This window comes from Nocardia sp. CA-120079 (genome assembly GCF_050955745.1).
In the GTDB taxonomy this organism is placed as follows: Bacteria; Actinomycetota; Actinomycetes; order Mycobacteriales; family Mycobacteriaceae; genus Nocardia.
Genome location: NZ_CP192088.1, coordinates 4,454,258 through 4,478,389 on the forward strand (window position 1 = coordinate 4,454,258; position 24,132 = coordinate 4,478,389).

General features: G+C 65.0%; 28 protein-coding genes. 18 read left to right on the forward strand and 10 right to left on the reverse strand.

Features of this window, described 5'->3' with window-relative positions:
- The first annotated feature begins 300 nt into the window (after positions 1-300).
- Positions 301-1,056: a GNAT family N-acetyltransferase gene (locus tag ACQPYR_RS20275; RefSeq protein ID WP_433634473.1), complete on the forward strand. Its 756-nt coding sequence runs from the start codon at positions 301-303 to the stop codon at positions 1,054-1,056.
- Positions 1,053-1,286: a translation initiation factor IF-1 gene (infA, locus tag ACQPYR_RS20280; protein WP_433634475.1), complete on the forward strand. Its 234-nt coding sequence runs from the start codon at positions 1,053-1,055 to the stop codon at positions 1,284-1,286. The genes ACQPYR_RS20275 and infA overlap by 4 nt, the downstream gene beginning before the upstream one ends.
- A 125-nt stretch (positions 1,287-1,411) precedes the next feature.
- Here infA and ACQPYR_RS20285 read toward each other — a convergent pair whose 3' ends face one another.
- Entirely contained in the window at positions 1,412-2,092 is a 681-nt protein-coding gene (locus tag ACQPYR_RS20285) for a TetR/AcrR family transcriptional regulator (protein WP_433634477.1), read from the reverse strand.
- Positions 2,093-2,160: 68 nt separating this feature from the next.
- Between ACQPYR_RS20285 and ACQPYR_RS20290 the strand changes: the two genes are divergently transcribed.
- A complete protein-coding gene (locus ACQPYR_RS20290; protein WP_433634479.1) occupies positions 2,161-3,270 on the forward strand; it encodes an FAD-dependent oxidoreductase in 1,110 nt (369 codons plus the stop codon).
- 62 nt (positions 3,271-3,332) lie between these two features.
- Here ACQPYR_RS20290 and ACQPYR_RS20295 read toward each other — a convergent pair whose 3' ends face one another.
- Both ACQPYR_RS20295 and ACQPYR_RS20300 read right to left on the reverse strand, forming a co-directional pair.
- A complete protein-coding gene (locus tag ACQPYR_RS20295) occupies positions 3,333-3,806 on the reverse strand; it encodes an SRPBCC family protein (RefSeq protein WP_433634481.1) in 474 nt (157 codons plus the stop codon).
- Between the two features lie 2 nt (positions 3,807-3,808).
- Entirely contained in the window at positions 3,809-4,135 is a 327-nt protein-coding gene (locus tag ACQPYR_RS20300; protein WP_433634483.1) for an ArsR/SmtB family transcription factor, read from the reverse strand.
- A gap of 87 nt (positions 4,136-4,222) precedes the next feature.
- Here ACQPYR_RS20300 and ACQPYR_RS20305 point away from each other — a divergent pair, with 87 nt between their 5' ends.
- From ACQPYR_RS20305 to ACQPYR_RS20315, 3 genes are read left to right on the forward strand one after another with little or no spacing between them, the layout of a single operon-like run.
- Entirely contained in the window at positions 4,223-4,498 is a 276-nt protein-coding gene (locus tag ACQPYR_RS20305) for a hypothetical protein (RefSeq protein ID WP_433634485.1), read from the forward strand.
- A complete protein-coding gene (locus ACQPYR_RS20310; protein WP_433634487.1) occupies positions 4,498-4,827 on the forward strand; it encodes a hypothetical protein in 330 nt (109 codons plus the stop codon). Before ACQPYR_RS20305 ends, ACQPYR_RS20310 begins: the two co-directional genes overlap by 1 nt.
- A 53-nt stretch (positions 4,828-4,880) precedes the next feature.
- Positions 4,881-5,423, forward strand: coding sequence for an AAA family ATPase (locus ACQPYR_RS20315; RefSeq protein ID WP_433634489.1), 543 nt, complete (start codon positions 4,881-4,883; stop codon positions 5,421-5,423).
- Here ACQPYR_RS20315 and ACQPYR_RS20320 read toward each other — a convergent pair.
- From ACQPYR_RS20320 to ACQPYR_RS20330, 3 genes are all read right to left on the reverse strand, one after another.
- Positions 5,410-8,229 (reverse strand): aminotransferase class I/II-fold pyridoxal phosphate-dependent enzyme, encoded by a 2,820-nt coding sequence (locus tag ACQPYR_RS20320; protein ID WP_433634491.1) that lies wholly within the window; start codon positions 8,227-8,229, stop codon positions 5,410-5,412. The two genes, ACQPYR_RS20315 and ACQPYR_RS20320, sit on opposite strands and share 14 nt — an antisense overlap.
- A 281-nt stretch (positions 8,230-8,510) precedes the next feature.
- Complete coding sequence (locus ACQPYR_RS20325; protein ID WP_433634493.1) at positions 8,511-9,356, reverse strand: alpha/beta fold hydrolase; 846 nt, start codon at positions 9,354-9,356, stop codon at positions 8,511-8,513.
- A 161-nt stretch (positions 9,357-9,517) separates the two neighbouring features.
- Positions 9,518-11,041, reverse strand: a complete 1,524-nt coding sequence (locus tag ACQPYR_RS20330) for an FAD-dependent oxidoreductase (RefSeq protein WP_433634495.1) — start codon at positions 11,039-11,041, stop codon at positions 9,518-9,520.
- A 157-nt stretch (positions 11,042-11,198) separates the two neighbouring features.
- Between ACQPYR_RS20330 and mbp1 the strand changes: the two genes are divergently transcribed.
- Positions 11,199-11,444, forward strand: a complete 246-nt coding sequence (mbp1, locus tag ACQPYR_RS20335) for a microaggregate-binding protein 1 (RefSeq protein WP_433603138.1) — start codon at positions 11,199-11,201, stop codon at positions 11,442-11,444.
- 79 nt (positions 11,445-11,523) lie between these two features.
- On the opposite strand, the gene ACQPYR_RS20340 is transcribed toward mbp1, so the two are convergent.
- Positions 11,524-11,856, reverse strand: a complete 333-nt coding sequence (locus ACQPYR_RS20340) for a hypothetical protein (RefSeq protein WP_433634497.1) — start codon at positions 11,854-11,856, stop codon at positions 11,524-11,526.
- A gap of 167 nt (positions 11,857-12,023) precedes the next feature.
- Between ACQPYR_RS20340 and ACQPYR_RS20345 the strand changes: the two genes are divergently transcribed.
- The 11 genes from ACQPYR_RS20345 to thpD all read left to right on the forward strand — a co-directional run bounded on the left by ACQPYR_RS20345 (position 12,024) and on the right by thpD (position 20,004).
- A complete protein-coding gene (locus ACQPYR_RS20345) occupies positions 12,024-12,557 on the forward strand; it encodes a DUF6328 family protein (protein ID WP_433634499.1) in 534 nt (177 codons plus the stop codon).
- A 223-nt stretch (positions 12,558-12,780) separates the two neighbouring features.
- Positions 12,781-13,179, forward strand: coding sequence for an STAS domain-containing protein (locus tag ACQPYR_RS20350; protein WP_433634501.1), 399 nt, complete (start codon positions 12,781-12,783; stop codon positions 13,177-13,179).
- 128 nt (positions 13,180-13,307) lie between these two features.
- Complete coding sequence (locus tag ACQPYR_RS20355) at positions 13,308-13,931, forward strand: PAS and ANTAR domain-containing protein (RefSeq protein ID WP_433635195.1); 624 nt, start codon at positions 13,308-13,310, stop codon at positions 13,929-13,931.
- A 55-nt stretch (positions 13,932-13,986) separates the two neighbouring features.
- Entirely contained in the window at positions 13,987-14,478 is a 492-nt protein-coding gene (locus tag ACQPYR_RS20360) for an ATP-binding protein (protein ID WP_387283209.1), read from the forward strand.
- Positions 14,468-15,253 carry an RNA polymerase sigma factor SigF gene (locus ACQPYR_RS20365; protein ID WP_327099227.1) on the forward strand — a complete coding sequence of 262 codons (786 nt, stop codon included), beginning with the start codon at positions 14,468-14,470 and terminating at the stop codon, positions 15,251-15,253. The genes ACQPYR_RS20360 and ACQPYR_RS20365 overlap by 11 nt, the downstream gene beginning before the upstream one ends.
- 126 nt (positions 15,254-15,379) lie before the next feature.
- A complete protein-coding gene (locus ACQPYR_RS20370) occupies positions 15,380-15,778 on the forward strand; it encodes a hypothetical protein (protein ID WP_433634503.1) in 399 nt (132 codons plus the stop codon).
- A 232-nt stretch (positions 15,779-16,010) separates the two neighbouring features.
- Positions 16,011-16,721 carry a response regulator gene (locus tag ACQPYR_RS20375; protein WP_433527195.1) on the forward strand — a complete coding sequence of 237 codons (711 nt, stop codon included), beginning with the start codon at positions 16,011-16,013 and terminating at the stop codon, positions 16,719-16,721.
- 149 nt (positions 16,722-16,870) lie between these two features.
- Complete coding sequence (ectA, locus tag ACQPYR_RS20380) at positions 16,871-17,455, forward strand: diaminobutyrate acetyltransferase (RefSeq protein WP_433634505.1); 585 nt, start codon at positions 16,871-16,873, stop codon at positions 17,453-17,455.
- Positions 17,452-18,720, forward strand: coding sequence for a diaminobutyrate--2-oxoglutarate transaminase (gene ectB, locus ACQPYR_RS20385; protein WP_433634507.1), 1,269 nt, complete (start codon positions 17,452-17,454; stop codon positions 18,718-18,720). Before ectA ends, ectB begins: the two co-directional genes overlap by 4 nt.
- Position 18,721: 1 nt before the next feature.
- Positions 18,722-19,120, forward strand: a complete 399-nt coding sequence (locus tag ACQPYR_RS20390) for an ectoine synthase (protein ID WP_433634509.1) — start codon at positions 18,722-18,724, stop codon at positions 19,118-19,120.
- An 8-nt stretch (positions 19,121-19,128) separates the two neighbouring features.
- Positions 19,129-20,004 (forward strand): ectoine hydroxylase, encoded by an 876-nt coding sequence (thpD, locus tag ACQPYR_RS20395; RefSeq protein ID WP_433634511.1) that lies wholly within the window; start codon positions 19,129-19,131, stop codon positions 20,002-20,004.
- A gap of 95 nt (positions 20,005-20,099) precedes the next feature.
- Here thpD and ACQPYR_RS20400 read toward each other — a convergent pair whose 3' ends face one another.
- The 3 genes from ACQPYR_RS20400 to ACQPYR_RS20410 form a co-directional block, all read right to left on the reverse strand.
- Positions 20,100-21,323: a hypothetical protein gene (locus ACQPYR_RS20400; protein ID WP_433634513.1), complete on the reverse strand. Its 1,224-nt coding sequence runs from the start codon at positions 21,321-21,323 to the stop codon at positions 20,100-20,102.
- Positions 21,323-21,544: a hypothetical protein gene (locus ACQPYR_RS20405; protein WP_433634515.1), complete on the reverse strand. Its 222-nt coding sequence runs from the start codon at positions 21,542-21,544 to the stop codon at positions 21,323-21,325. Before ACQPYR_RS20405 ends, ACQPYR_RS20400 begins: the two co-directional genes overlap by 1 nt.
- A 212-nt stretch (positions 21,545-21,756) precedes the next feature.
- The gene (locus ACQPYR_RS20410) at positions 21,757-24,006 is read right to left on the reverse strand and encodes a serine/threonine-protein kinase (protein ID WP_433634517.1); all 2,250 of its coding nucleotides are present in this window, start codon (positions 24,004-24,006) and stop codon (positions 21,757-21,759) included.
- Positions 24,007-24,132: the final 126 nt, after the last annotated feature.

Genomic DNA, 24,132 nt, shown 5'->3' on the forward strand with positions numbered 1-24,132 from the left:
CCCGGCCGGGGGAGTGGTGTCGATGCCAGCTCGAGCAGTGCACCGATAGCCAGTCGAGTCGGTTGGCGAAAAAGAGTTGGGCAACATGATGTTCGAGCTGATAGCCTCCGGGACACCGTGGCATCAAGCGAGGAGGTGAGACCCATGAACACTGTATCGATGTGGGGGCTCCCTCTCGTCGTCACGGTCGGGCGAACGATGTAGGTGTCGCCGGGAGCGCCTGAGCAACAAGGCAATCCCGAAAGGCGACAACCAATGAATTCTATGAATTTCACTTCGGGTGTAGGTGAGCCCACCGCAGTGATCACACAGGTTGCGGAGACGCAATGGCACGCGGTAGCCGACGACCGAGTGGTCGGCCGCGGCGACGCTCCGCGGCGGCCCGACGGTCGGATCTTCCTCAGCATCGACTCGTGGCACGACACGGTCTTCGAGCAACTCGCTGGTGCGATGCTGCCAGAGCTTTCGAGGCCGCTTTACACGGTGGTCGATGAGGTCGACATGGACCTGAGATCTGCTTGGGAGCGGGCTGGTTTCGCGACCCGCCGCCGTGAGTGGGAATACCTCGTATCCACCGACCCGCACTACACCGGGCTCGATTCGGTGCCGTCGGTCGAGGGCATGACAATACTGCCGGTCGGCGCGGCACAAGAAGTGCCGCTCCTCGAGGCCTACACCAGGATCCGTGCCGAGATCGACGCTACCGTCGGCTGGAACTCCATGCCCGCTGAGATAATTACTTGCCCGGACGGGATCGTCCCGGTCGATCCGGCACAGTATGCGGTCGCAGCCCGGTCCGACGAGTATGTCGGACTGCTCCGAGTCGCATCGCGACGTCGGCACGCACGTATCGAACTCATCGTCGTTCGAGCCGACCAACGCCGCCAAGGTGTCGCCCGAGCCCTGCTCGCCCCGGTACTTGGCTCGCTGCACCAGTCCGGGATCGAAACGGTATCGGCGTATGTGAACGACACCAACACCGCCGCCCTGAAGTTGTTCGACGGCGTCGGCAGCAGCCGCCGCGTGGGCAGCAACCTGGAGTTGGTGCTGCGATGACGACCACGGCGAACAAGGGCAGGGGCATCGAAATCGAAGGTACCGTCGTCGAGTGTCTGCGCAACGCCACTTTCACAGTGGAACTCGCGAACGGGCACAAGGTGCTCGCACATATCAGCGGGAAGATACGGAAGAAATACATCAAGATCTTGCCGCAGGATCGGGTGCTGGTGGAGCTCAGCCCGTATGACCTCACCCGCGGTCGAATCCTGTTCCGGTACAGGACGTAACGGACGACCGCGACACGAGTCGCTGTGGTGACGGCCATGGTATCGGCAACCGGTTCGAAGACGGTCGCCGATACCATCTCAGCCGTTGTCACAGGGGCAGACACCGAACGGGCATCGGCTGCGTGTCAGCCCGAGATGCGGGCTTGGATGCCGTCGAGGAGGAAGTCGAGGCCGGTGCGGAAGGTTTGGTCGGCGTCCAGGTGGGCGCCATCGCGTATGACCGTGGACAGCGCGGGGAATCGGCTAGTTGCGAACGCCCGCTCCAGATAGGGCCCGAAGGCGGCCTGCCACTGCCTCTTGTCCATCCCGGTGGCCCGCTCGGCGCGCTGCTCGGTGATCTCCCGGCGCACCGCGCCGATCACGTACGCATTGACCGCGTCGACCACCGGCATGACGGCGTCCACGTCGACGCCGCCCATCGCGGCCACCACAGCCTCTCCTCTGGCCAGTGCGTTCGGCCCGAGCTGGGGCCGCCCACCGATCAGATCGGCAAGCCATTCGTGCTGGTGAGCGGCCTGCCGGGTGGTTTCGGCAAGGGACCGTAGCACCTCGCGCCAACCGTCTCCGGCCGGCCGGATCTCGGCGTAGACCGCATCGACCATCAGGTCGAGCAACTCCTCCTTGGTGGCGATGTATCCGTACAGCCGCATCGGCCCGACGTCCAGTGCGGCGGCAACCTTACGTAGCGACACCGCCGCCAGCCCGTCCGCGTCCGCCAGCCGGATCGCCGCTCCTACGATCCGCTCCCGGCTCAATGGGGCCGGCACCGGTCGATCCGGCGGCTCCGGCCTCTCCCACACCAACATGCCGCTGACGATACATCGCATGCTGCGATACAGTGTATTGGATCATTCAGTGTATCGAAGGGGCGACTATGACCATCGCGATCATCGGAGCCGGATTGGGCGGCCTGACCCTCGCCAGGGTGTTGCATGTGAACGGTATCGACACCGTCGTGTACGAACGTGAACTCTCGCGCGACGCGCGTGGGCAGGGCGGCATGCTCGACATCCATTCCGGGCAGCGAGCGCTGCGCGAGGCCGGCCTGATCGACCAGTTCCACGCGATCGCCCGCGGCGAAGGACAGGACATGCGCCTTCTGGAGCCGGACGGCACCTTGCTGCTCCAGGAGGACACGCCCGACGACGCCCCGCTCGAACGACCCGAGGTCGACCGCGCCGATCTGCGCAACCTGCTGCTGGATTCCCTGCCCGCAGGCGCGGTGCGCTGGGGGCACGCGTTCAAATCCGCCGACAACGGACTGCTGCACTTCGCCGACGGCAGCGGTGCGGCGTATGACCTGCTGGTCGGCGCGGACGGCGCGCAGTCCCGGGTCCGCGCGCTGCTCACCGACGCCCGCCCGGTGCATATCGGCCAGAACATCGTCGAGGTCGGCATTCCCGACATCGACCGCACGCACCCCGACCTCGCGGCGATGGTCGGGCGCGGCAACTATTGGGTGCTCGGCAACGGACTTTCCCTGGCGGCGCAGCGCAACGGCGACGGCCGCGTTCGCATCGGCCTCAGCTTCTACAACACCGCCGAGGACTGGTTCGCTACCAGCGGGATCCCCTTCGACGACCCGGCCGCCGCCCGGGCGCGGCTGATCGACCTGCTCCCCGGCTGGGACTCACGGTTCACCGCGCTGATCGCGGCCTGCGACGACACGGTCGTGCCGCGGTCGATCAGCACTCTCCCAATCGGCCTGACCTGGCCGTCGACGCCAGGCGTCACGCTGCTCGGCGATGCCGCGCACCTGATGCCGCCGGTGGGAGAGGGCGCCAACATGGCGCTGCTCGACGGCGCCGTGCTCGGTCTCGCGCTGGCCGCGCACCCGGACGACTTTCCCACCGCCGTCAAAGAATACGAGCGCGAGATGTTCGAACGCACCAGCGCTGCCGCCCGGATGTCCGCGGACATGCAGGAAATCCTGACGTCGCCCGACGCCAGCCGGAGGCTGCTCGCATTCTTCCAACCTGGCTGAACCGGACCGAGAAGTTCGAAATATCCGAAAAATGGTCACCACGGCACCGAATGCGGCGTGACTCAGCGCCTGAGGTTCGGCGATGACTCCAACTCCCGCAACACCGCATCGATGCGCCGCATGACATGGGAGCGCCAGCCTGCGTCCATGATCGTGCGGGCCTTCTGCTGGAGCGGATGATCTGGATCGAATCCGGCGTGTTCCAAGAACAATCGGGTGCCCTTGCCCTCGGGCTCGAGCGTCCAGGTGAGCGTCCAGTCGGCGCCGTGTTCGGCATTCGGGTCGACGTCGCGCCAGCCGACGCGCAGCATCCGCTCCGATTCGAAGGCCAGCACCTCGGCCGCGATTACACCGGAAAAGCCGGTCGCCGGAACGGCTTTCGCATCGATGGTGTAACGATGCCCGACCTCGAGCCGGAAGTCGGACGGCATGAACCACCGCGCGAGCAACTCCGGTTCAGTCAACGCGCGCCATACCTTCGCCGGTGGGTGCGCCAGGAATTCGTCCACGTGAATGGTGGTCGGATCATCGGTCATCGTTACTCCTCTTCCATGGTGTCCAGCAGTTCGCGCAGCCCGGCCAACTTCTCGCGCCAGAACTGCTCGAACGGGTGCAACCATTCCTGGATCTCGTACAGCGGGGCCGCCTCGAGCCGATAAAGCCGTTGCCGCCCCACCTTGTTCTCACTGACCAACTCGGCCTCCCGCAGCACCCGCAGATGTTCGGAGAAGCTCGGCCGTGCCATCTCGAAATGCGCGGCCAGATCGGTCACCGGCTGCGGTCCGTCCTCGCGCAGCAGCCGCAATACCTCGCGCCGAACCGGACTGGCCAATGCCGCGAAGACCCGCCCTTCGGTGACGTTCACGATCCCGACTATAGGTAGGAAAAATCCTACGCGTCAAGCCGCAAGCTGCGACCGATCGGTCGGTTACTATGCGCGTAGTATGTGGTCATGGGGTACGAGTGGCCGGACTGGGCGTTCGCGCGCCTGATCGGCATCGGACCCCGGGAGGTACGCCAAGTCCTCGAAGGCGCACGGCGCTGGCCGCGGATCGCCGATGACGGGCACGTGACGGTGTTGTCGGTCTGGGGTCGCACGGGTACCGGGCGGCCGCTGATCGTGGCGACGCGCCAACAGGACCAGTGGACGTGGCTGATCATCGGCGCCCGGGAAATGCGCGCCGACGAACTGAAAATGTTCGAGGAGTGGGAACAGGAGAACCGGTGATGGGTGAAAAGGATTTCCCGTCCACCCCGGACGAAGTGGCGTCGTTCATGGATCGGCTGACCTTCAGCGACGAACCGGTCCCGCCGGAAAAGGCGCCGCCGCCACTCGCCCCCGGTGACGACATCATGGTTACCAGCTCCATTCGCATGCCGCTGGAGCTGCACACCCGGGTCAAGCAACTCGCCGACAGCCGCGGTATCGGCCTGTCGACGCTGATCCGGGAATGGATGGAGGCGGCCATCGCCGAACTCGATGGCGACCAGCTCATTTCGCGCGCCGATGCGGTGCGCGCGCTGTCGCGACTGCATCCGATCCATCGCGCGAGCTGACTCGGGCGAACGGCGGCGGAAATGAGTGGCGCTCGGCTGCGATCATGGCGGATATGGAATCCGCCGTCTATCTGATCACCGGTATCCAGGCCGCCGGAAAGTCCACGGTCGCGCAGGCGTTGGCGGAGCGGTTGCCGCGCTCGGCGCATGTGCGCGGAGATGCGTTCCGGCGCTTCATCATCGGTGGCCGGGCGGACATGAGTCCGGAACCGTCGACCGAGGCACTCGACCAATTGCGGCTGCGACACGCGCTGGCCGCGCATTCCGCCGATACGTACGCCTCGGCCGGATTCACCGCGATCATCCAGGATGTCGTGCTCGGGGAGTTCCTGCCCTACACCCTCGACCGCATCCGGACGCGGCCGCGGTATGTGGTGGTGCTCGCGCCCAAACCGGCCGCGGTCGCCGCACGCGAGGCGGCCCGGGACAAGGTCGCCTACGACGGCTTCACCGTCGACAGTCTGGACGAAGTGCTGCGGGCGCAGACCCCGCGCATCGGATTGTGGTTGGACACTTCCGATCTCACCGTGGAGCAGACCGTCGACGAGATTCTCGAGCAGGCGCGGCCACTCGACAGCGACGTCACTGCGCGGTGAACCGCATCCGATCCAGCGCGTGAGCTGACTCCAGCGCCGTCGCTGCCTGCGGCGCATCGTCGGACGCCGTGGCAATCGCGTGCCGAGTTGCGGCCAGCCGTGCCAGCGCGGACTCGGTGAAGACCGACAACCCGAGGTCGGGGTTGTATCCGTGAATTTCCTTGACATCGAGCTCGGCCAGGAAATACAGGATTTCGGTCGAGATCACCTGACCCGGTACCAACACCGGGAAGCCGGGCGGGTAGGGGACGACGAAGGTGGTGGACACCAGGGTCTTTCCCTTGGCGATCCGTCGCCCGGCGTCGCCGAGCAGGATGTGTTCGCGGTCGGACTCCTCATATCCGGCGTAGAAGGCCGATCGCATGTCGCCGAACACGCTGGTGCCATCGGGACGAAACACGCTGTCGAACTCGCTGAAGTCGGGCAGTGCCGGCAGATCCTTGGTGATCTCGTCGACCCGGCGCTGTTGCAGGGCGTGATCGGCCCTGCCGCCCGCGCCCCGGCTGCGCTCGAAGTCGGTAGCCACCCGACGCAGCACGTCGAGCAGATAGTGCACGCTCGACCAGGTCACGCCGATCGTGAAGATCAAGAGCACACTGTTGATCGAGGTCTTGTTGATCTGGATACCGAACCGGTCCATCAGGATCTTCTCGCGGAAATCGAAGCCGTTCATGCCGGTCTTGCCGATGAACAGGGTGACCCGAGTCGGGTCGAGCACGAACTGATCGGACCGCCACGCCTCGTTCCACTCTGCCAATCCACCCTGCCTGACCTGCCGGTACGAGCTGACTTCAGAGGGCCGGAACTCGTCGGGCACCAGGTCGTCCTCGTCGAGGATGCGGAACCACTTGCCGATCAGCCGGTCTTTGCGAACGCGGTGACGGAAGACCAGCGCCATGTCGTAGACGTTGCGGACCAACTGGAAGCCCTCGATGTCGACCTGCCGACGCGCCAAGTCCAACGACGCCAGCAGTTGCTGATTCGGCGATGTCGAGGTGTGGGTCAAAAACGCCTCACCGAACGACTCTCGGACGAGAGCTTTGAAATCCTGGTCGCGGACATGGATCATCGACGCCTGCCGAAGCGCCGACAGCGACTTGTGCGTGGAATGCGTCGCGTACACGCGTACACGCGCGCGCCCGGGGTCCGGAAGCAGCCGGTGGTTGCGCCACTCGGCGCGATCGACTCCCTGCATGGACGCACGCCACGTGCGGTACTCCGCGGCGTACCCGGGCGAGGACAATATCGATTCGAGTTGCTCGGCGGCAACCATGGCGGTCCGCTGCCGTGCCCAGGGCACCGCGGTGGCGAACGCATACCACGCCTCGTCCCACAGGAAGCAAATGTCCGGCTTGATCGCCAGGACCTCCTCCATCACGCGCCGTGGGTTGTAGACGACACCGTCGAAAGTGCAGTTGGTGAGCAGCAGCATGCGCACTCGGTCCAATTGTCCGGCCGCCTCGAGGTCCAGCAGGGCCTTCTTGATGGTGTGCAGCGACACGGCTCCATAGATCGCGAACGGCTCGAGCGGGTAGGCGTCCAGGTACCTCGGGTACGCCCCGGCGAGCACCAGGCCATAGTGGTGCGACTTATGGCAATTGCGGTCGATCAGAACGATGTCGCCCGGCCGGGTCAGGGCCTGCACGACAATCTTGTTCGCGGTGGAAGTTCCGTTGGTGACGAAGTACGTCTGATTGGCACACCATGTCTTGGCGGCTTTGTCCATCGCCACCCTGATCGTGCCGTGCGGGTCCAGCAGCGAATCCAGGCCGCCGGAGGTGGACGACGTCTCGGCCATGAAGATGTTGCGGCCGTAGAACTCGCCCATATCCTGCAGCGACTTGGAGTTGAAGATGCTGGCGCCACGCGCGACGGGAAGGGCGTGGAATTGGCCGACCGGTGCGGCCGCATAGGCACGCAGGGCGTCGAAAAACGGTGTGGCGAACCGGCTCCGGAAGCCGGCGAGCACCGTGCTGTACAGGTCGGTGACATCGTTGAGCCGATAGAACGTGCGGTCGTAGACGTTCGGCTCGTCTTCGCTCTCCGCGGCGATCGATTCGTCGGTGAGCAGGTACAGATCGATATGAGGCCGCAACTGCCTGATCCACTCGCCACATTCGACCCAGTTCTGGGTGCGCTCGGTCACGACCACGTCGTCGTTGACACCGAGCAATGTGGTCATCAACGGCACCCGGTCGTGTGAACGAAGCGGCAGGTCATGCCGGATGATCGCCGCCTGAATCTCGCCGTTCAACGCGACCGCGGTGATGGCGTCCTCGATGCTCGACACGACAAGCAGCTCGAACTGCACATCGTCGGACGGGTCGCGAAGCGCGCGCACGCTCTGCGCCAGGCTCTCGGGAGCTTCGGGCGGAGAATCGTCGCCGAGTAGGACAGTGAAGAACTGCCGCTGTCTGGCCCGCGCCACGAGTTCCTGATCGGCCAGCGGCACGGACGTGTCGAACACAGTTGCACCGTCGCCGTACTCGGAGAGCAGACGCACCGCCAGCGACACCTCGTCGGTGAGCCGCACAGTCGCGAGATCGGCGAGATATCCGCGAAACGCCGCCAGTCTCGCCGCGCCCGGGTACAGCCAGTACCGCTCGTAGGCACCGAGACGATCGAGGAGGCGCCGCACCCGGGCGGCTTCGTGGGTGGTGTCCAGCCCGGCACGGTTGACATCGGCGAGCCGACGGCACGCGTCGTCGAGCAGATTCCATGTGTCGATTCGCGAGTACGACGGGTTCGCTACCGCCGCCAGCGCGGAGACACTGAGCCCTTTCGGGCGCTCACCGTTTCGGTGCATATCGTCAGTTGTCGCCCCTCAATCGGTAGGCGAAGCGATTTGCCGAAGACCAAAGGCCACCCTGCAACATCCCTGCAAATATTGTGCCCCGCCGTAGATCGAATTCCTAGCCAACCTTCGGGATGCCGTGGCGTAGACCCCAATGGCACGCCATGAAACCGCCGGTCCCGCGATACGGACGGCGGATCGTGACCGCCGGACCAGTCGACGACCCCGGCCTGAATACGGTCACTTTCCGCCGTCCATCACATCTCAGCTATCGAGAGCCGGCTTCGACTCCGTCACACGACCGCGGGACGCCGGGCCGCGTTTTCGGCGATTGCCGTGACGATCTGATCGAACAGCGGCTCGGGCAAGTCGTGGCCCATCGCGTCGAACGGCAGGTAGGTCGAGTTGGGGATCGCTGCGTGGGTGGCCTGGCCGCCGGCGATCTTGATGAGCGTGTCCTCGGCACCGTGAATGACCAGTGCCGGCAACTGCAGCTGCTGGAGGCGATGCCTGCGGTCGGGAGCGATCGTGGCAGCGGTCACCTGCCGGGCCGGGCCGTCGGGGTGCCGTGCGCGGTCGTAGGCCTGGGTCGCGAGCGCGCGGCGGCGCTCACGGTCGGGGTAGGTCTTCGAGCCGATGAGCGTGTACAGGTCGGTGATCTGCTCGATCGCGGCCGCACGATCCGATGGCATCGGTTTCACCAGTTCCTCGAGCACGTTCCCGTCGGCCATGCCGATGAGAAAGTGCGGCGTGCTCATGATCGAGCACAGCGACAGCACCCGCGGGCTGTGCTCGATCGCGAGTAGCTGGGCGACCATCCCGCCCATCGAGGCGCCGACGACGTGCGCCCGCTCGATGCCGAGATGGTCGAGCAGTTCGACAGCGTCTCGGGCGATCGCCCGCAGGTAGTACTGGCTCGGGGTGGTCTTCCACTCGGTCAGACCGCTGTCGCGGTTGTCCGGACGGATCACCCGGTAGCCGCGCTCGCCGAGGAGGTCGACGATTTCCTGGGGCCAGTGGATCAGCTGGGAGCTGAGCCCCATGATCATCAGCAGCGGTTCCCCCGTCGGATCACCCTCGTCGCGGAAGCACATTTTGACCTCGGACAGATCAGCGAACTGGTCGCGCTCATCGTGCATGAGAACCTCCCGAAGTTGTGACCGGATACTGGCAAACGGACAGCAAGCAATGCGGGTCGATGTGAAATCGTCAGTCGATCAGATTGTTCGCCCTCACAGGCTAGATCCGACGGTCCGAATGGCGACAAGAGGCAATCATAGGGCAACACAGAACGCCCACGTCACAACTCACGGGATTCGGGACCGGGGAACGGACCGGAAATCGGCGTCAGCGAGTCGGTTGCCGGACCCTCCAGCAGCGTGCCGTCGGCGGCGAATCGGGAGCCGTGTAGCGGGCAGTCCCAGGATCGCTCTGCATCGTTCCAGCACACGATGCCGTCCAGATGCGGACAAACCGCGGATACCTCGGTGGTGGCGCCGTCGACAGTGCATACGGCGGTCGGTCGCAGCCCGTGGCGTTCGACGCGGCCGCTGCCCTCGGCAGGCGCTGCACTGAGACCGGTGCCGAGCATGCGCAGCCAACCGAAGGAAAGTTGTTGGGCCACAGAGCTATTGGCGAATACGGCGGCAGGTATGGACTTCAGTTCGCTCGGGCGCCAGCTGGCGAAGGTATCGGCCCACCGGGGTGGTTTCCCATTGACCCGGCCGACGAGCGCCAAGGCCGCGGCGATGCCGTTGGTCAAGCCCCATTTAGCGTAGCCGGTGGCGAGCAGGATGCGATTCTGCCCGGGCAGCAGCGGACCGACGTAGGGCAGTTCGTCGACGGGGTGGTAGTCCTGCGCGGACCAGCTCTGCAGCGGTTCGGCGGTGGGGAAACACCGCCGTGTCCAGGCGATCAACTCCTCGACCCGGCGGCTCGCGGAATTCGTACGTCCGACCACGTGGCCGTTGCCGCCGACCAGCAGTAGCTCCGTGCCATCGGGTCCCGGTGTATACCGCAGCGACCGAGTCGGCTCGCCCGCGCTGATGAACATTTCGTGCGGGATCGGCTCGGCGACCCGGAAGGCACTCAGATAGGAGCGCTCGGCGGTGAGCCGGGCGAAGAAGCCGCCGCGGTCGAGTATCGGTGTGCCGGTTGCCAGGATGATCGTGCGCGCGACCAGATCGCCGTGCTCGGTCTCGATGACCAACTGGTCGTGTTCGCCACCGTGCACGCCCTTGGCCCGCGTGGATTCGAAGATCGACGCGCCGCGCGATTCGATATCGGCGGCCAAACTGGCAAGCAGTGCCATCGGATCGAGTTGAGCCTGGTTATCGAGCCGGACCGCACCGTGCGCCGGGAACGGCACGTCCAGGTCCTCGACGAGCGTGGTGGCCAGCCCTGCGGCCCGTGTCGCCTCGTATTCCCTTCGCACAGTGGATATTTCAGATTCGGACTGAGCGTAAGTGAGCGCCGGGACGCGCTGAACGGGCACCGAATGCTCCGCGCAGTAGCGCAACAGCCACTGCTGCCCCTCGCGATTGGCCTCGACATAGTCGTTCACCGCTCGATCGCCGTGGCGACCGCGGATCCGCTGCGCTCGAATCCCTTGCAGCAGACTGACCTTCGCCGTACTGGCACCGGTGGTACCCGCCCCGACTCGCCTACTCTCCAGCACGGCCACGTCGACACCGCTCTCGGCCAGCAGCAGGGCGGTCACCAGGCCGGTGAGCCCGGCGCCGATCACAACGGTGTCGAACCGCAGCCCCGGCATGAGCCGTAGTCGCGCCGGCACCTCGGCATCGTTCAACCACAGGGACCTCATGCTCCGGCGATAACCGCTGCCGCACCACCGAAACATCCCGATATGCGGCAGGAATTCACGGAATCCACGACGAAATTTCGGAATTCGGGTTCAACGGGCAGATCCCGGGTATGCGGCGAATGTCCACCTGAAAACCGATAATTCGGAGGTAGATATCGTGTCCGAGCACAAGAGTGGTCCCCGCGAAGGAGTCGAAGGCGTCGTCGAAGACGCCAAGGGCAAGATCAAGGAGGCCGCCGGCGCAGTCTTCGGAAACGACGACCTGCGGGATGAAGGCAAAGCCCAGCAGGACAAGGCGGAATCACAGCGTGAAGCAGCCAGCAAGGAAGCGGCCGCCGAGAAGCAGCGTGCCGAAGCCAAGCTCGACGAACAGCGCCAGCGCGCTTACCAGCAGGGGCAGTGATTATCGATAATCGCTGTGTATGACAGGTAATGGGTTGCCGGACAATATGTCCGGCAACCCATTACTTTCGGTACCGTGATTACTTCGGCACCAGGATGCCGGTCAAGTCGGCTTTGCGGATAGGGGTGTCCGGATTGGCCTGTGCCCGGCACATCAATTCGATTGCGGCTATCGAGGCGTCGACGGTCTGATCATTGGTCGCCGGCGCATTGCCGTTACGTTCCTGCTCGAGGAATTTGGTCACCGTGATGCGCTGTTTATCCTTGTCCTGCGCGACGAATTCGCTACAGGGCGTGTCACCGCCCTTGTTCACCGCCTTCTGGGCCTCCGCGCAGCCGCTCGCCAAGACCGCCAGCGCGGCCGCGGCAGCCACCGCGGCGATGCGACCTCGGCAGGTTCCGGTATTTCTCATGATGGCTCGCTCCTCCTCGAAACGATGCCGCCGAGCGCATCGGCGTCATCACCGGCATACCCGCCCGTCGAACACCGAATCAGCGGCGCTGCGATCAACGATCGCGGGGTGTATGCCGGCCCGGCGCGGGTACGCCGCCAACACGGAGCGCGAACCCAGGAGCAACCATGGCGACGACATCGAAAGGCGATGACCCAGCCGTGACCAAAGATGATCAGGAATGGGATCGCAAGGCCAGGCACGAGACCGAAACCCAACGGCTGGACCGCAATTGGTCCAATCTTGTGCAGGAACTGCGGGTCGTGCAGACCGGCGTGCAGTTCTTGATCAGCGCGCTGCTGATCCTCCCGTTCCAGGCCGGATTCACCACCTTGTCGCAGCCGATGCGGGTGCTGTATCTGGGTACCGTCTCCGCGGCGATGGGTGCCACGGTGTTCCTGGTCGCGCCGGTGTCGTGGCATCGGATCCTGTTCCGGCGCCATCGGTTGGGCAGTGTCGTGGCGGCGGCCCATCGCTGCGCGATGGCAGGGATCGCGCTGCTCGGCCTCGCGCTGACCGGTGCGACGACGCTGGTGATGGCTGCCGTCGCGGGGACAATCGCCGGTGCGGTGGCGGGTGTGGTGGTCGCGCTGCTATTCGCGGCGGCCTGGGTGGTGGCGCCGTGGCGGTGGCGCGACGGCCGTGACGGTTCCGACAGTTGAATCGGACCGAGCCCACGTGCCAGACTAGGAGCAGGTTGAGACTACAGCCGACCCTGGGTCCGACGTGGCGACAGACTACGCAGGACTCGGCCAGCGGGAGCGCGTAGCGACACCTGACCCAGCGTGGCGACAACCTAAGTGTCCTACCTACTGCCGATACCGCCGCCCTCCCGCCGATCCGATCCTGCCCGTGCAGGACCGGAATCCCCTCTGGGAGGTTTAAATGTCTGCCGTTCTTCAGCACCGTTCAAACGGGCAGCACCCGGCCGGTGAACGACCACGCAACCGGTTCTGGGCGCAACGCGTCGATCGCCGTAAACATTGTGTGGTGGTGCGCGCCGAAGGTGAACTCGATGCGGCCGCACTCTCCGAGTTCCGGGCGATGCTCGAACACGCCGTCACGACCCGATGCCATGCGGTCGTCCTCGATCTGCGCGCCACCAAATTCCTGAGTATTCGGGTCGCGGCCACCATCGGAGCGATCACCCAGCGGGCCGCGCACGGCGGCCCCGATGTGCGCATCGTCTCGGGTCGCCGCGAGATCGACCGGGTGCTCGCCATTACCGGAGTACGCGCCGTGTGTTGTGATTTCCCGACGATGCGCGCCGCGCTCGACACATAATGAGGCCTTAAGTCCCTGGTCGAGCTGATATCCCGGCACCGAGCATGATCGCGCCCCATACTTGCGCTGTGACGGAGAGTGGATCTGTTTCGCCCGAGCAGGCGCAGGTGTTGGGCCGGGTCATCGGCATGGGTAAGGCGCAGAACGTCGGCACGTTCTACTTCTGGTTTGCCGACCAGCGGTGGGAGTGGTCCGACGAGGTCGCGCTGTTGCACGGATACGAGCCGGGAACAGTGACACCGACCACCGAACTGCTGTTATCGCATAAGCACCCCGAGGATCGCGCGCAGGTTGCCGACACCCTGGCCAACACCATCGAAAACTCGCAGCCGTTCTCCAGCCGGCACCGGATCATCGATACGACCGGTCGTGTGCACCACGTGATCGTGGTGGCCGATCAGATGCTCGACGAGGCGGAAACGGTGATCGGGACGTCGGGCTACTACATAGATGTCACCGACGCACTCGAGGAACGCCAGCAGGAGACCCTCGACGACGCACTGCCCGAACTGTATGCGGCCCGCGCGGTGATCGAGCAGGCGAAGGGCGCGTTGATGCTGGTCTACGGCGTCAATGCCGAACAGGCGTTCCGGGTGCTGAGCTGGCGCTCGCAGGAGACCAATATCAAATTGCGGGCGCTGGCCGCCCGGTTGATCGCCGATCTCGGCGAGCTGACCGATTCGATGGCCGAATTGCGCACGCGGTTCGACCATCTGCTGTTGACTGCGCATGAACGGATCGAGGCCGACTGAGTCGAATCCACACCGGTTGCGATGTTTCGATGATGACCGGCCGGGTAAGTCGCGAATGGCCCCCGACTCGAAGGCAGGTTCCGGTCGGCTCGGAGGAAAAGAGGTGGTGATGGGCATGGGGGAGTGGAGTTCCCAGTCCGCGGCGGAGACGACGACGACGATAGGGGTTCGCATCCCCGCCGAGTTGGAGCAGCTGACCATGCTGCGCGCGCTCGCCGAAACAGTCGCGCTCATCGCGGATTTCGCGATCGATGAAGTAGTCGACATCCGGCTCGCGCTCGATGAGGTAGCGACCTCGTTGATCCTGGAGGCGACACCGGGCTCGACCTTGGACTGTGATTTCACCTACAACGATCACGAGATGTTCGTGCGCGTGGCCGCGGTCGCGGTATCGGAGAAGGTGGTCGGCCAAGCCGGATTCGGCTGGCATATCGTCCGCACGCTGACACAGTCGATCTCGGCGGCGCAAGAGCCGTTCGACAGCGTGGTTTCCGGATATCCGACTGTCGTCGACTTCAGCTGGGCACGGAGCGGTGATGGCGGCTGATTCGAGAGCGCACCGCGACAGTTACGACAATATCGAGCCGCTCTTCGAAAAGATCGCCGCCATCGACCCGGCCGATCACCGTCGAGAACTGTTGCGCGAGGAGCTGATCGGCCGGTGCCTGCCACTGGCCGAACACATTGCGCGCAAATTCTCCGGGCGCGGCGAGAACTTCGACGATCTTTTGCAGGTGGCCCGATTGGGTCTGGTGCAGGCCGTCGACCGCTTCGATGTGTCGCGCGGTTCCTCGTTCCTGTCGTTCGCGGTGCCGACGATCATGGGCGAGGTGCGAAGGCATTTCCGGGACAACACCTGGGCGGTGCGGGTGCCCCGGCGCACCAAGGAGATCCAGCTCAGCATCGGTCCGACCATCGAGGCGCTATCGCAGCGGCTGGGCCGGTTGCCCAAGGCGCGCGAGATCGCCGCCGAGTTGGATGTCGATCTGGTCGAGGTCACCCAGGCACTCATCGCGGGCAATGCATATCAGTCGAGTTCGATCGACGCGGTGGCCGGCGACGACATCGAGAATGCGCCGCAACCGCTGCTGGACAGTCTCGGTGAAGACGAGCCCAGCTACCAGTATGTAGAGGACTATCTGGCGGTCCGGCCGCTGATCGAGGAGCTGCCCGACCGGGAACGCGAGGTGCTGGTCATGCGCTTCTTCGAGTCCATGACCCAGTCCCAGATCGCCGAACAGCTCGGCGTTTCGCAGATGCATGTCTCTCGCATACTGTCCAGAACGCTCGGCAAGTTGCGCGACGCCGCGCTACGCGACTGATCGGCGGGTTGAATACATTGTGGCGCAATGGGTTTCATAGTGATCGGATCCACTGTTTGCCCGGCGTCGCACGCGGGTACGCGAAGAGGAACCGGACCATTGATGCCGACGCGCAAGGAGGTCGTCATGAACGATCAGCGACGACCGGCCACCCGAGATCCGTACGCCGGACCGGGGGCTTTCAGGTCGCTGAAAAAACCGCCGGAATCAGTCGTTCGCGGCGAGGGCCCGCAGCAGCCCGGCCGCTTCCTCGTCACCCGCAATCACGAAGTGATCCGGCGGTGGGCCGAGCAGCGCGGTGCGCGCCCGGCCACCATGCCCGGCAGTGAATACGACGGTCGCCTCGGCGTCCTGCGCTTCGATTTCCCGGGGTACGGCGGCGCGGTGCTGCGCGCGGTGGGCTGGGACGAATGGTTCGCCACCTTCGACGCGCGGCGGTTGATGTTCCGCTATCAGGAGCGTAGGGCCGACGGCGGACCGAGCAACTTCAACCGGCTGGAACAGTCCCATCGGGACGAATGGTGACACTGGCCGAAATGTGTCGCATGTCACGTGCAATTTGCACAAATCGGGTCTTCATGCGCAGGGTGGAGTAGCCGGACGCTAACCGACTGCCCGTGACCTGCCGTTTACAAATTGGTCGGTCCGGGTATTCAAGCAGTTGGCAAAGGTGCTCGATGTGCGGACTTTCGCGTCGGTTCTGGGTACGCGAGTCCCCGCGTCGCGTCGCGTCCGCGTGGCTGCAAGGGATGAGGGCTTGACCGCAAACCTGATGATCGTTGACGACGACGAAGTGGTCCGTGGCGCACTGCGCACGGCCATGGAAGACGAGGGTTACGACGTTGCCGAGGCGCATGAGGCCGAGGACGCGCTGACGTATCTGCGCAGCAATGGCGCTCCGGATGTGATGATCGTCGAGCTGATGCTCGGCGATATGGACGGTTTCGATTGCATCAGGGAGATCCGCCGCGAGCACGATGTGCCGATTATCGTGGTCAGCTCGCGCGATGACACCCATGATGTGGTGGCCGCGCTGGAGGCTGGCGCCGACGACTATGTAACCAAGCCGTTCGAGATCAAGGAGATCTCCGCGCGCATGCGGGCGTTGCGTCGTCGCGCGCGCCTGACCATGGAGCGCGAAGCGCCGCGCGAGGCCGTGCTCGACGCCCATCCCGACGGACAACTGGTGCTGGATCGCGACGGTGGGGCGGTACGCCGCGGCGAAGACGAAATCCGGCTCACCATCACCGAATTCAAATTGCTCTGCGAACTCGCGGAATCGCCGGGACGAGTGCTCAGCCGCACCGTTCTGCTCGAAAGAGTATGGGACGACGGCTTTTTCGGCGATGAGCGGATCGTCGATGTCCATATGCGCCGCCTGCGCACCAAAATCGAGCTGGACGCCTCCGAGCCGCGCATCGTGGTCACCGTGCGAGGTCTCGGCTACCGACTCGATCTGCAGCGCTGAGCCTGTGACCAATGCCGCAGTGGCACCGAAGTATGACGCTGCCTGCGGTTGTGATCTTTTCGTAATACAACCGCAAAGAGTTCGACAGGTTCACCTCAAAGTTGCTTCGTAAGCCTGGATAAGTACTGCAGACCCGACCAGGGAGACGTATGTCACTGCACACCTTGTCCACCAAGACGATCGAACCGTCGGTCACCGAATACCCTTCGGCCGTACCGATTTCCGGACCGCACACGCAGCCGGTGCTGCGCCCGCCGAGAGTCGGTGACGCGGCCCAGATCTGGCGTATCGCCAGGGATTCGCAGGTTCTCGACACCAACTCCAGCTACGCCTACCTGCTGTGGTGTCGTGATTTCGCGAGCACCTCGGTGGTTGCCGAAGTCGGTGGCCGGGTTGTCGGATTCGTGATCGGCTACCTGCGTCCGCAGGCGCCGGAGACGGTGTTCGTGTGGCAGGTCGCGGTCGAGCACGAACAGCGGGGGCGAGGCCTCGGCGCGGCGTTGCTGGACACGTTGCTCGACACCGTCGCCGGCGCCGGTGTTTCGGCACTGGAGACCACGATCGCCCCGGACAACCCGGCCTCGATCGCGATGTTCGCCTCGGTGGCGCGTCGCCGGTCGGCCGAGCTGAGCAAACACCCCTTGTTCGATTCCGAACTCTTCCCGGACAGCCACGCTGCCGAAGACCTCTATTTGATCGCCCCCACCGCCCGAAAGCAGGAGGATCGACGATGATTACCGCCGAGACGACCATTTTCGAGGAGCTCGAATCCAATGTCCGTGGCTATTGCCGCGCCTGGCCGACGGTGTTCACCACCGCGTCCGGGAGCTGGTTGCGCGCCGAGGACGGGAAGGACTACCTCGACTTCTTCGCCGGAGCAGGGGCGTTGAATTACGGCCACAACAATCCGGTGCTCAAGCAGCCGCTGCTGGACTACATCGCCGGTGACGGGATCACCCACGGCCTCGATATGTCGACCGTGGCCAAGCGCGGACTGCTGGAAACCTTGCGCGACACCGTCTTCACACCGCGCGGCCTGGATTACAAGGTCCAGTTCCCCGGCCCGACCGGCGCGAATGCCGTCGAGGCCGCGCTGAAGTTGGCCCGCAAGGTCACCGGACGCGAGACGATCATCAGCTTCACCAACGCCTTCCACGGCATGTCGCTGGGTGCGCTGTCGGTGACCGGCAACGCCGCCAAGCGGGCCGGCGCCGGTGTGCCGCTGGTGCATGCCGCGCATATGCCCTATGACGGCTATTTCGACAACACGACTGCCGACTTCCAGTGGATGGAGCGGGTGCTCGACGACACTTCGTCCGGTTTCGACCGGCCCGCGGCGGTGATCGTGGAGACGGTGCAGGGTGAGGGTGGGGTGAATATCGCGCGGCCGGAGTGGTTGCGGCATCTGTCCGAATTGTGCACCGCGCGCGGCATTCTGCTGATCGTCGACGATGTGCAGATGGGCTGTGGCCGGACCGGACCGTTCTTCTCCTTCGAGATCGCCGGTATCACCCCCGATATCGTGACGCTCTCGAAATCCATCGGCGGCTACGGTTTGCCGCTGGCGCTGGTGCTGTTCAAGCCGGAGCACGACGTGTGGGCCCCGGGTGAGCACAACGGCACCTTCCGCGGTAACAACCCGGCCTTCATCACCGCACAGGCCGCGCTCGAGCACTTCTGGTCCGACGGCACCCTGCAGGCCTCGACCGAGGCCAAGGGACAGCGCATCGGTGCGGCCCTGGCCCAAGCGGCCGAGTACTTCCCTGGCATTTCGACGCGCGGTCGCGGACTGGTGCACGGTGTGGTCTTCGACGATCCCTCCCAGGCCGGCAAGGTCTGCCAGGTCGCCTTCGAGCGTGGCCTGCTGGTCGAGACCTCCGGTTCGCTGGACGAAGTGGTGAAGTTGCTGCCGCCATTGACGGTCACCGACGACGAGGTCGAGCATGGTCTGCGAGTGCTGACCGGCGCGATCGGCACCGTTTGCGGACAGGAGCGTTGAGATGATCGTGCGCAGCACCGCGGAGATCACCGGCACCGAACGCGATGTCGCGGGGCAGGGCTGGCGTAGTAAGCGCATCGTGCTCGGTGGCGACGACGTCGGATTCTCCTTCCACGAGACCAGCATCGAAGCCGGCACCGTGCACGAGTTCCACTACCGCCACCACGTGGAGGCGGTGTGGCTCATCGAAGGTGCGGGCACACTGACGGATCTGGACCACGGCGTCAGCTACGAATTGGCGCCGGGCTCGATGTATCTGCTCGACGGACACGAGCGCCACCGTCTCGAGGTACGCACCGATATGCGGATGATGTGCGTGTTCAATCCGCCGGTCACCGGGCAGGAGGTCCACGACAGCGACGGCGTCTACCCGCTCGTCGCGGCCCAGGTAAGCGGATAGGAGGCGCAATGACGTTGGTGCAGACCGACGATCGCTACCCGACTCGACTCGTCACGGCAGGCGAGCACCGGGACCGGACCGATCCCACCGTGTGGGGCACGGTCGATTCCGAAGACCTGGCCTCCTTCGATGCCAATGGTTTCGGGATCGTCGAAGAGCTGTTGACACCCGCCGAGGTCGCGGAGTTCAGTGCCGAGATCGACCGTCTCGCCGGTGATCCGGCGCTGCAGGGCGACGACCGGGTGATCGTGGAGAAGTCCTCGAACCGGGTGCGCTCGGTCTTCGAGGTGCACCGGCTCAGCGGCGCGATCGCCGATCTGGTGCGCGAATCCCGGGTAGCCGGATTGGCCAGGCAGGTGCTCGGCTCGGATGTTTACATCCATCAGAGCCGGGTGAACTACATGCCCGGCTTCCGTGGCACCGGCTTCTACTGGCATTCGGATTTCGAGACCTGGCATGCCGAGGACGGCATGCCAGCACCGCGTGCGGTGAGCCTGTCCATCGCGCTGACCAACAACTATCCGATCAACGGCAGCCTGATGGTGATGCCCGGCTCGCACCGCACCTTCGTGCCGTGCACCGGCAGCACGCCGGCCGAGCACTATCGGGAGTCGTTGCAGGAGCAGGAGATCGGCGTACCGACGCACGCGGATATCAATGCGCTGGCGAACCGGTACGGCATTACCCAGTTCACCGGCAGCGCCGGATCGGCCCTGCTGTTCGATTCGAATATCATGCACGGTTCGTCGAACAACATCACGCCGTTCCCGCGGTCGAATATCTTCCTGGTGTTCAACAGCGTGGAGAACACGCTGGTGGAGCCGTTCGCCGCCCCGGCCCCGCGACCGACGTATATCGCGAGCCGGGACTTCACGCCGGTGTAATCCGCCTGCGATGCAGCCGGTCTCGGATCACCTCACCCGAGACCGGCTGCGCACGTATGCATTTGGCTGCACTGACCGCGAATGTGCACCGGGTGTCAGCCGTAGATGTCCAGTGTGACTGTCAGTGTCGCCAGGCGCGTCGCGAGTCCGAGATCGCGGGCCCTTCCCTGGATATCCGTGCGATCGTCAGCGGCCAACTTGGCCCATAGCTCGCCGAGGCGGGCCTGAGTATCGGCATCAGCCTCGGAGAGGACTCTCAGCAGTGTCGACCACAACCGGCCCTTTGTCGCGATGCCGGGTATCGAGGTCACGGTTGATTCGGGCAATTCCAGTAGCCGGGTACCGACTCGGCGTTGGATCTCGGCATCGGTGCGCTCGACCAGGTCGAGTAGGCCGCGCCAGAGTATCGGATCGCGCTGCCCCGCGAGCGCGGCGACCAGTGCCGCCATCGCCGCCGGATCCGCGGTGATCGGATTGGCCGCCAAGGTGTCCAGCGCCGATGGGCTCAGGTATGCGGCGAACCGGAGCATGTCGTTGATCGCGCCGTGCTCGATGAAGGTGGCGGCGAGTTCGGTAATGGCTTCGGGCGGGCCGATATCGAGCAGGATGTCGCCGAGGGCCTCGATCACGTCCTCGTCGCAGCGGGCGAAGACCGATACCGCCGCCAGACGCAGCTCGGTGGAACCGGCGAGGACGGTGTCGAGGATATGCGGTATCCGGTCCAGCGGCCCGGACAGCAGTTGGCGCACGATCGCGCTGATATTCGGGCCGGAGTAGGCGTAGGCGGCCGAGAGGATCAGGCCCTCGTCGTCAGGGACGCCCGCCTCGATGGCACGGACCAATTGCGTCGTTGCGAAGCCGAGGAACGGACCGGCGGTGACATAGTCCTTGCGGCGCATCAACTCGTTGGCCACCCGCACGACCGGTTCCGGCGGCGCGACCTCGGCGAGTCGGCCGACGGTACGCGGGTCGATATACGGCGCGCAATCGGCGGCATATTTCGGATCCAGCATCCCGAGAGCTTCCGCCGCCTTCTTGGGATGTTCGATGCCGACCGCTCCCGCGGCGCGACCGCCCATCATCGGCGGCACGACTCGCTGCACCAGCGGTATCGAAATGCTCAGCGGAATTATCGGCACCAGCTTGCTGAGCCGTCCGAAGGTCGCGGCGTGGTTGTCGAAAAGGGTGCGCGCCATGCGTTGTTGCAGTTCGTGCAGTTGCTCGGCGCCGAGTTTCTCCAAGTGGGCCAGGCGTTCGGCGGGGACATGCAGAGTGCGGGCCAGCAGAACCAGCTGCGCCCTGGTCACTAGATCGGCCATCAGCCGAGCCGATTCCCGAACATGACCTTCTTCGCCGCGGTGCTCAGCGGCCAGGGCAGTGCACCGAGCAGTCCGTCGACGGCCTGGGTGAGTCCGGCCGTCTCGGCCCTGCGCGCGTCGCGGAACAGGGTCAGCAGTTCGGCGGTTTCCGCCTCGGAGAGTTGATCGAGGGCCGCGACGGCGCCGCCCAGTTCTTGTTCGAGATCTGTTCTGGCGGTCATATTCGCTCCCGGTTCCCCAGTCCTCGCGCAATGACAGGGCACGAAGCACCTCTAGATCACATTGTGCAGCGCCACCTGGCCTGCGGGACTCGGTTCGCTGGTGACGCGCCGCACGACAATCGTCTGGCAATCGCCGGGCTCTTGACCTAACTGTTACCTCTGCGTACCAATGCCTTACAGAGCCGTCTCGCATGCTCATCCAGCCCGGCTGATCAGCGGGTGACAATACGTTCCAGAGCTGCGAGGTCTTGTTCGAGCATCCGGAACAACCAGTAGATGGCGACGAAAGCCAGCGCGCTGCCCACGCACAGCACACGCAGCGGCACGATGACCGCCGGAATATCCTCGGCGGGAATGAACGTCGCGCCCGCGACGCCGAGCAGCGGTACCGCCGCGGCGATGGCGAGGAAGTAGGTGCTGCTGCGGTCGAGCCGGCGCAGTTGGCCGCCGTCGGCGGCGCCGAGTCCGCCGTGCGGCAGGAACATCGGGTAGATGCTGCGCACCGCATAGAAGCTGACCAGGAAATACGGGTAGGCCATGGCGATCGCGCCGCAAACGATCTGGGTGATGAAGAAGTGCACATAGGCCTGGGCGGTGAGGTGGTTGCCCGAGACCTGCACCGACACCGGGACGACGACACCGGCCGATACCCATAATGCGAAGCAGGTCAACACATTTCGGCGACCCAGTTGCAGGGTCTCGCTGCGGGCGCGCGCCAGGGCCTGCGCGTCGTAGGACTTGCCCTTGCGTAGCCCGCGCGAAATGGACCACAGATCGACCACCAGCACATTGGTGACGACGATCCCGATCAGGAAGCAGATGCCGTAGGTGGCCAGCGCGATCTGGTCGAAGCGGAGCTGCGCCTGCTCGTCCAGTTTGGCGATGATGAGCGTGCGATTGTGGTTGTAGCTGTACAGGATTGCCAGCGCATTCGGACCGCCGATGGCCAGCGCCATGATGAGGTGCATGAGCACTCGGGCCCGCAACCGCCAACTGTGCGGCGGCGGGTCGACCAGGTCGCGGGCGCGCGCGTCCAGGCAGACATCGAACTGCTGGGCCATATCCGCCCCGCGTGCCCACCGCTTATCCGGATCCGGGTCGAGGGCGCGGACCAGTGCGCGGCGCAGCGCGGCCGGGCAATCGGCCGGAAGATCCTGATAGGGCAGCGATTGCGGACTGCCCGAGCGGCGCTCCAACATGCCATCGAGTGCGGTGCGATCGCCGCCGTTCGCCTTGTCGTCATCGAAAGGCTTACGGCCGGTGAGCAATTCCCACAGCATGACGGCCAACGCGTAGAGATCGCTGCGGGTATCGAGATCGGCGGCTGTCGTCGTTCTGTCCGGGTGCACAGCGGCCAGCTGCTCCGGTGACATGTAGGCCAGCGAGCCACCGAAGTAGGCGACGGGGCTGTCCCCGGAGACATTGCCGCTGAAACTTATATTGAAATCGGCGAGTTTCGGAATGCCCTCGGCGGTCAGCAGCACATTGGCCGGTTTGATATCGCGGTGCAGCACTCCGCAGCGTCCGGCGTAGTCCAGTGCCTGGGCCAGTCTGCGCCCGAGCCAGGCAATGGTCTCCGGCCAGGACAGTTCGACCAGTTCGGCGCGCACGGGGGATTCGCTCGGGCGGATCTCACCCTTGTCGGCGAGTACGGAGTCGATGACATCGACCAGCAGTGCGCCCGAGCGTTCGGCCGCCGGTGTGTTGCGCACCCGCTCGAGCACCGTGAACAGCGTCCCGCCCGGCACGTACTGCATGTACAGCAGGCGCAGGCGGCGACTCTCCAGCACCCGCTGGTCGAAGACCCGCACGATGTAGTCGTGATCGAGCTGAGCTAAGGTCTGCGGTTCTGCGCTCTTGTCCTGGGAGATCTTCACCGCGACGAGCCGTTGCATGGAGCGCTGTCTGGCCAGGAACACTCGCGCGAACGCGCCACGCCCCAGCCCGGTCATCAGATCGAAGTCGTCGATCTTCTGGCCGACATCGATCTCGTCGAGGTTCACCGGATCGGCGTAAACGGCCAGCAGAGTGCTGCGGTAATCGTCGGTGGCCAACATCTCCGAGAGTTGCTCGGCCTGTTCGGGATAGGCCGCGGTGTATTCCTCGACATCTACCGAACCGCCCGCGCGCCTGCGGACGTGGAACTCCTCGTAGATGAGATCCGGCGGAAGCGGCCAAGTGCGCAATTCCGGCAGGTCCTCGACGTATTCGGCGAGACGCTTCGGCTCGGTGCCGCGCATCCACCGGTTCGCCAAGTCGACCTTGATCAGCTCGATCAGCGACACGCGGCGGATGGCTGGGGAGTCCGGTAGGTAGGCAGGCAGATCCGGGGGCCTATCGGCCACCCGCCAGGCCTGCGCGAATTGCTCGACGACCTCGGCGACCCCGGTGCCGCGCGGACCGCCCGGCGACCGGTCCGGAGCGACCGTCGCCCCCGGAACCGGCGGAGCGGGGTGCGCCATCTGCGCATCGTAGCTCCGCCGATACCCCGATGGCGGCCGAGTTGGGCAACTGATTCGCTAGCTCAATGCCTGGTAGAGGGTGAGCCAGCGGTCCGGGGAGACGAGGGGCGCAGCCCATCGCAGTTC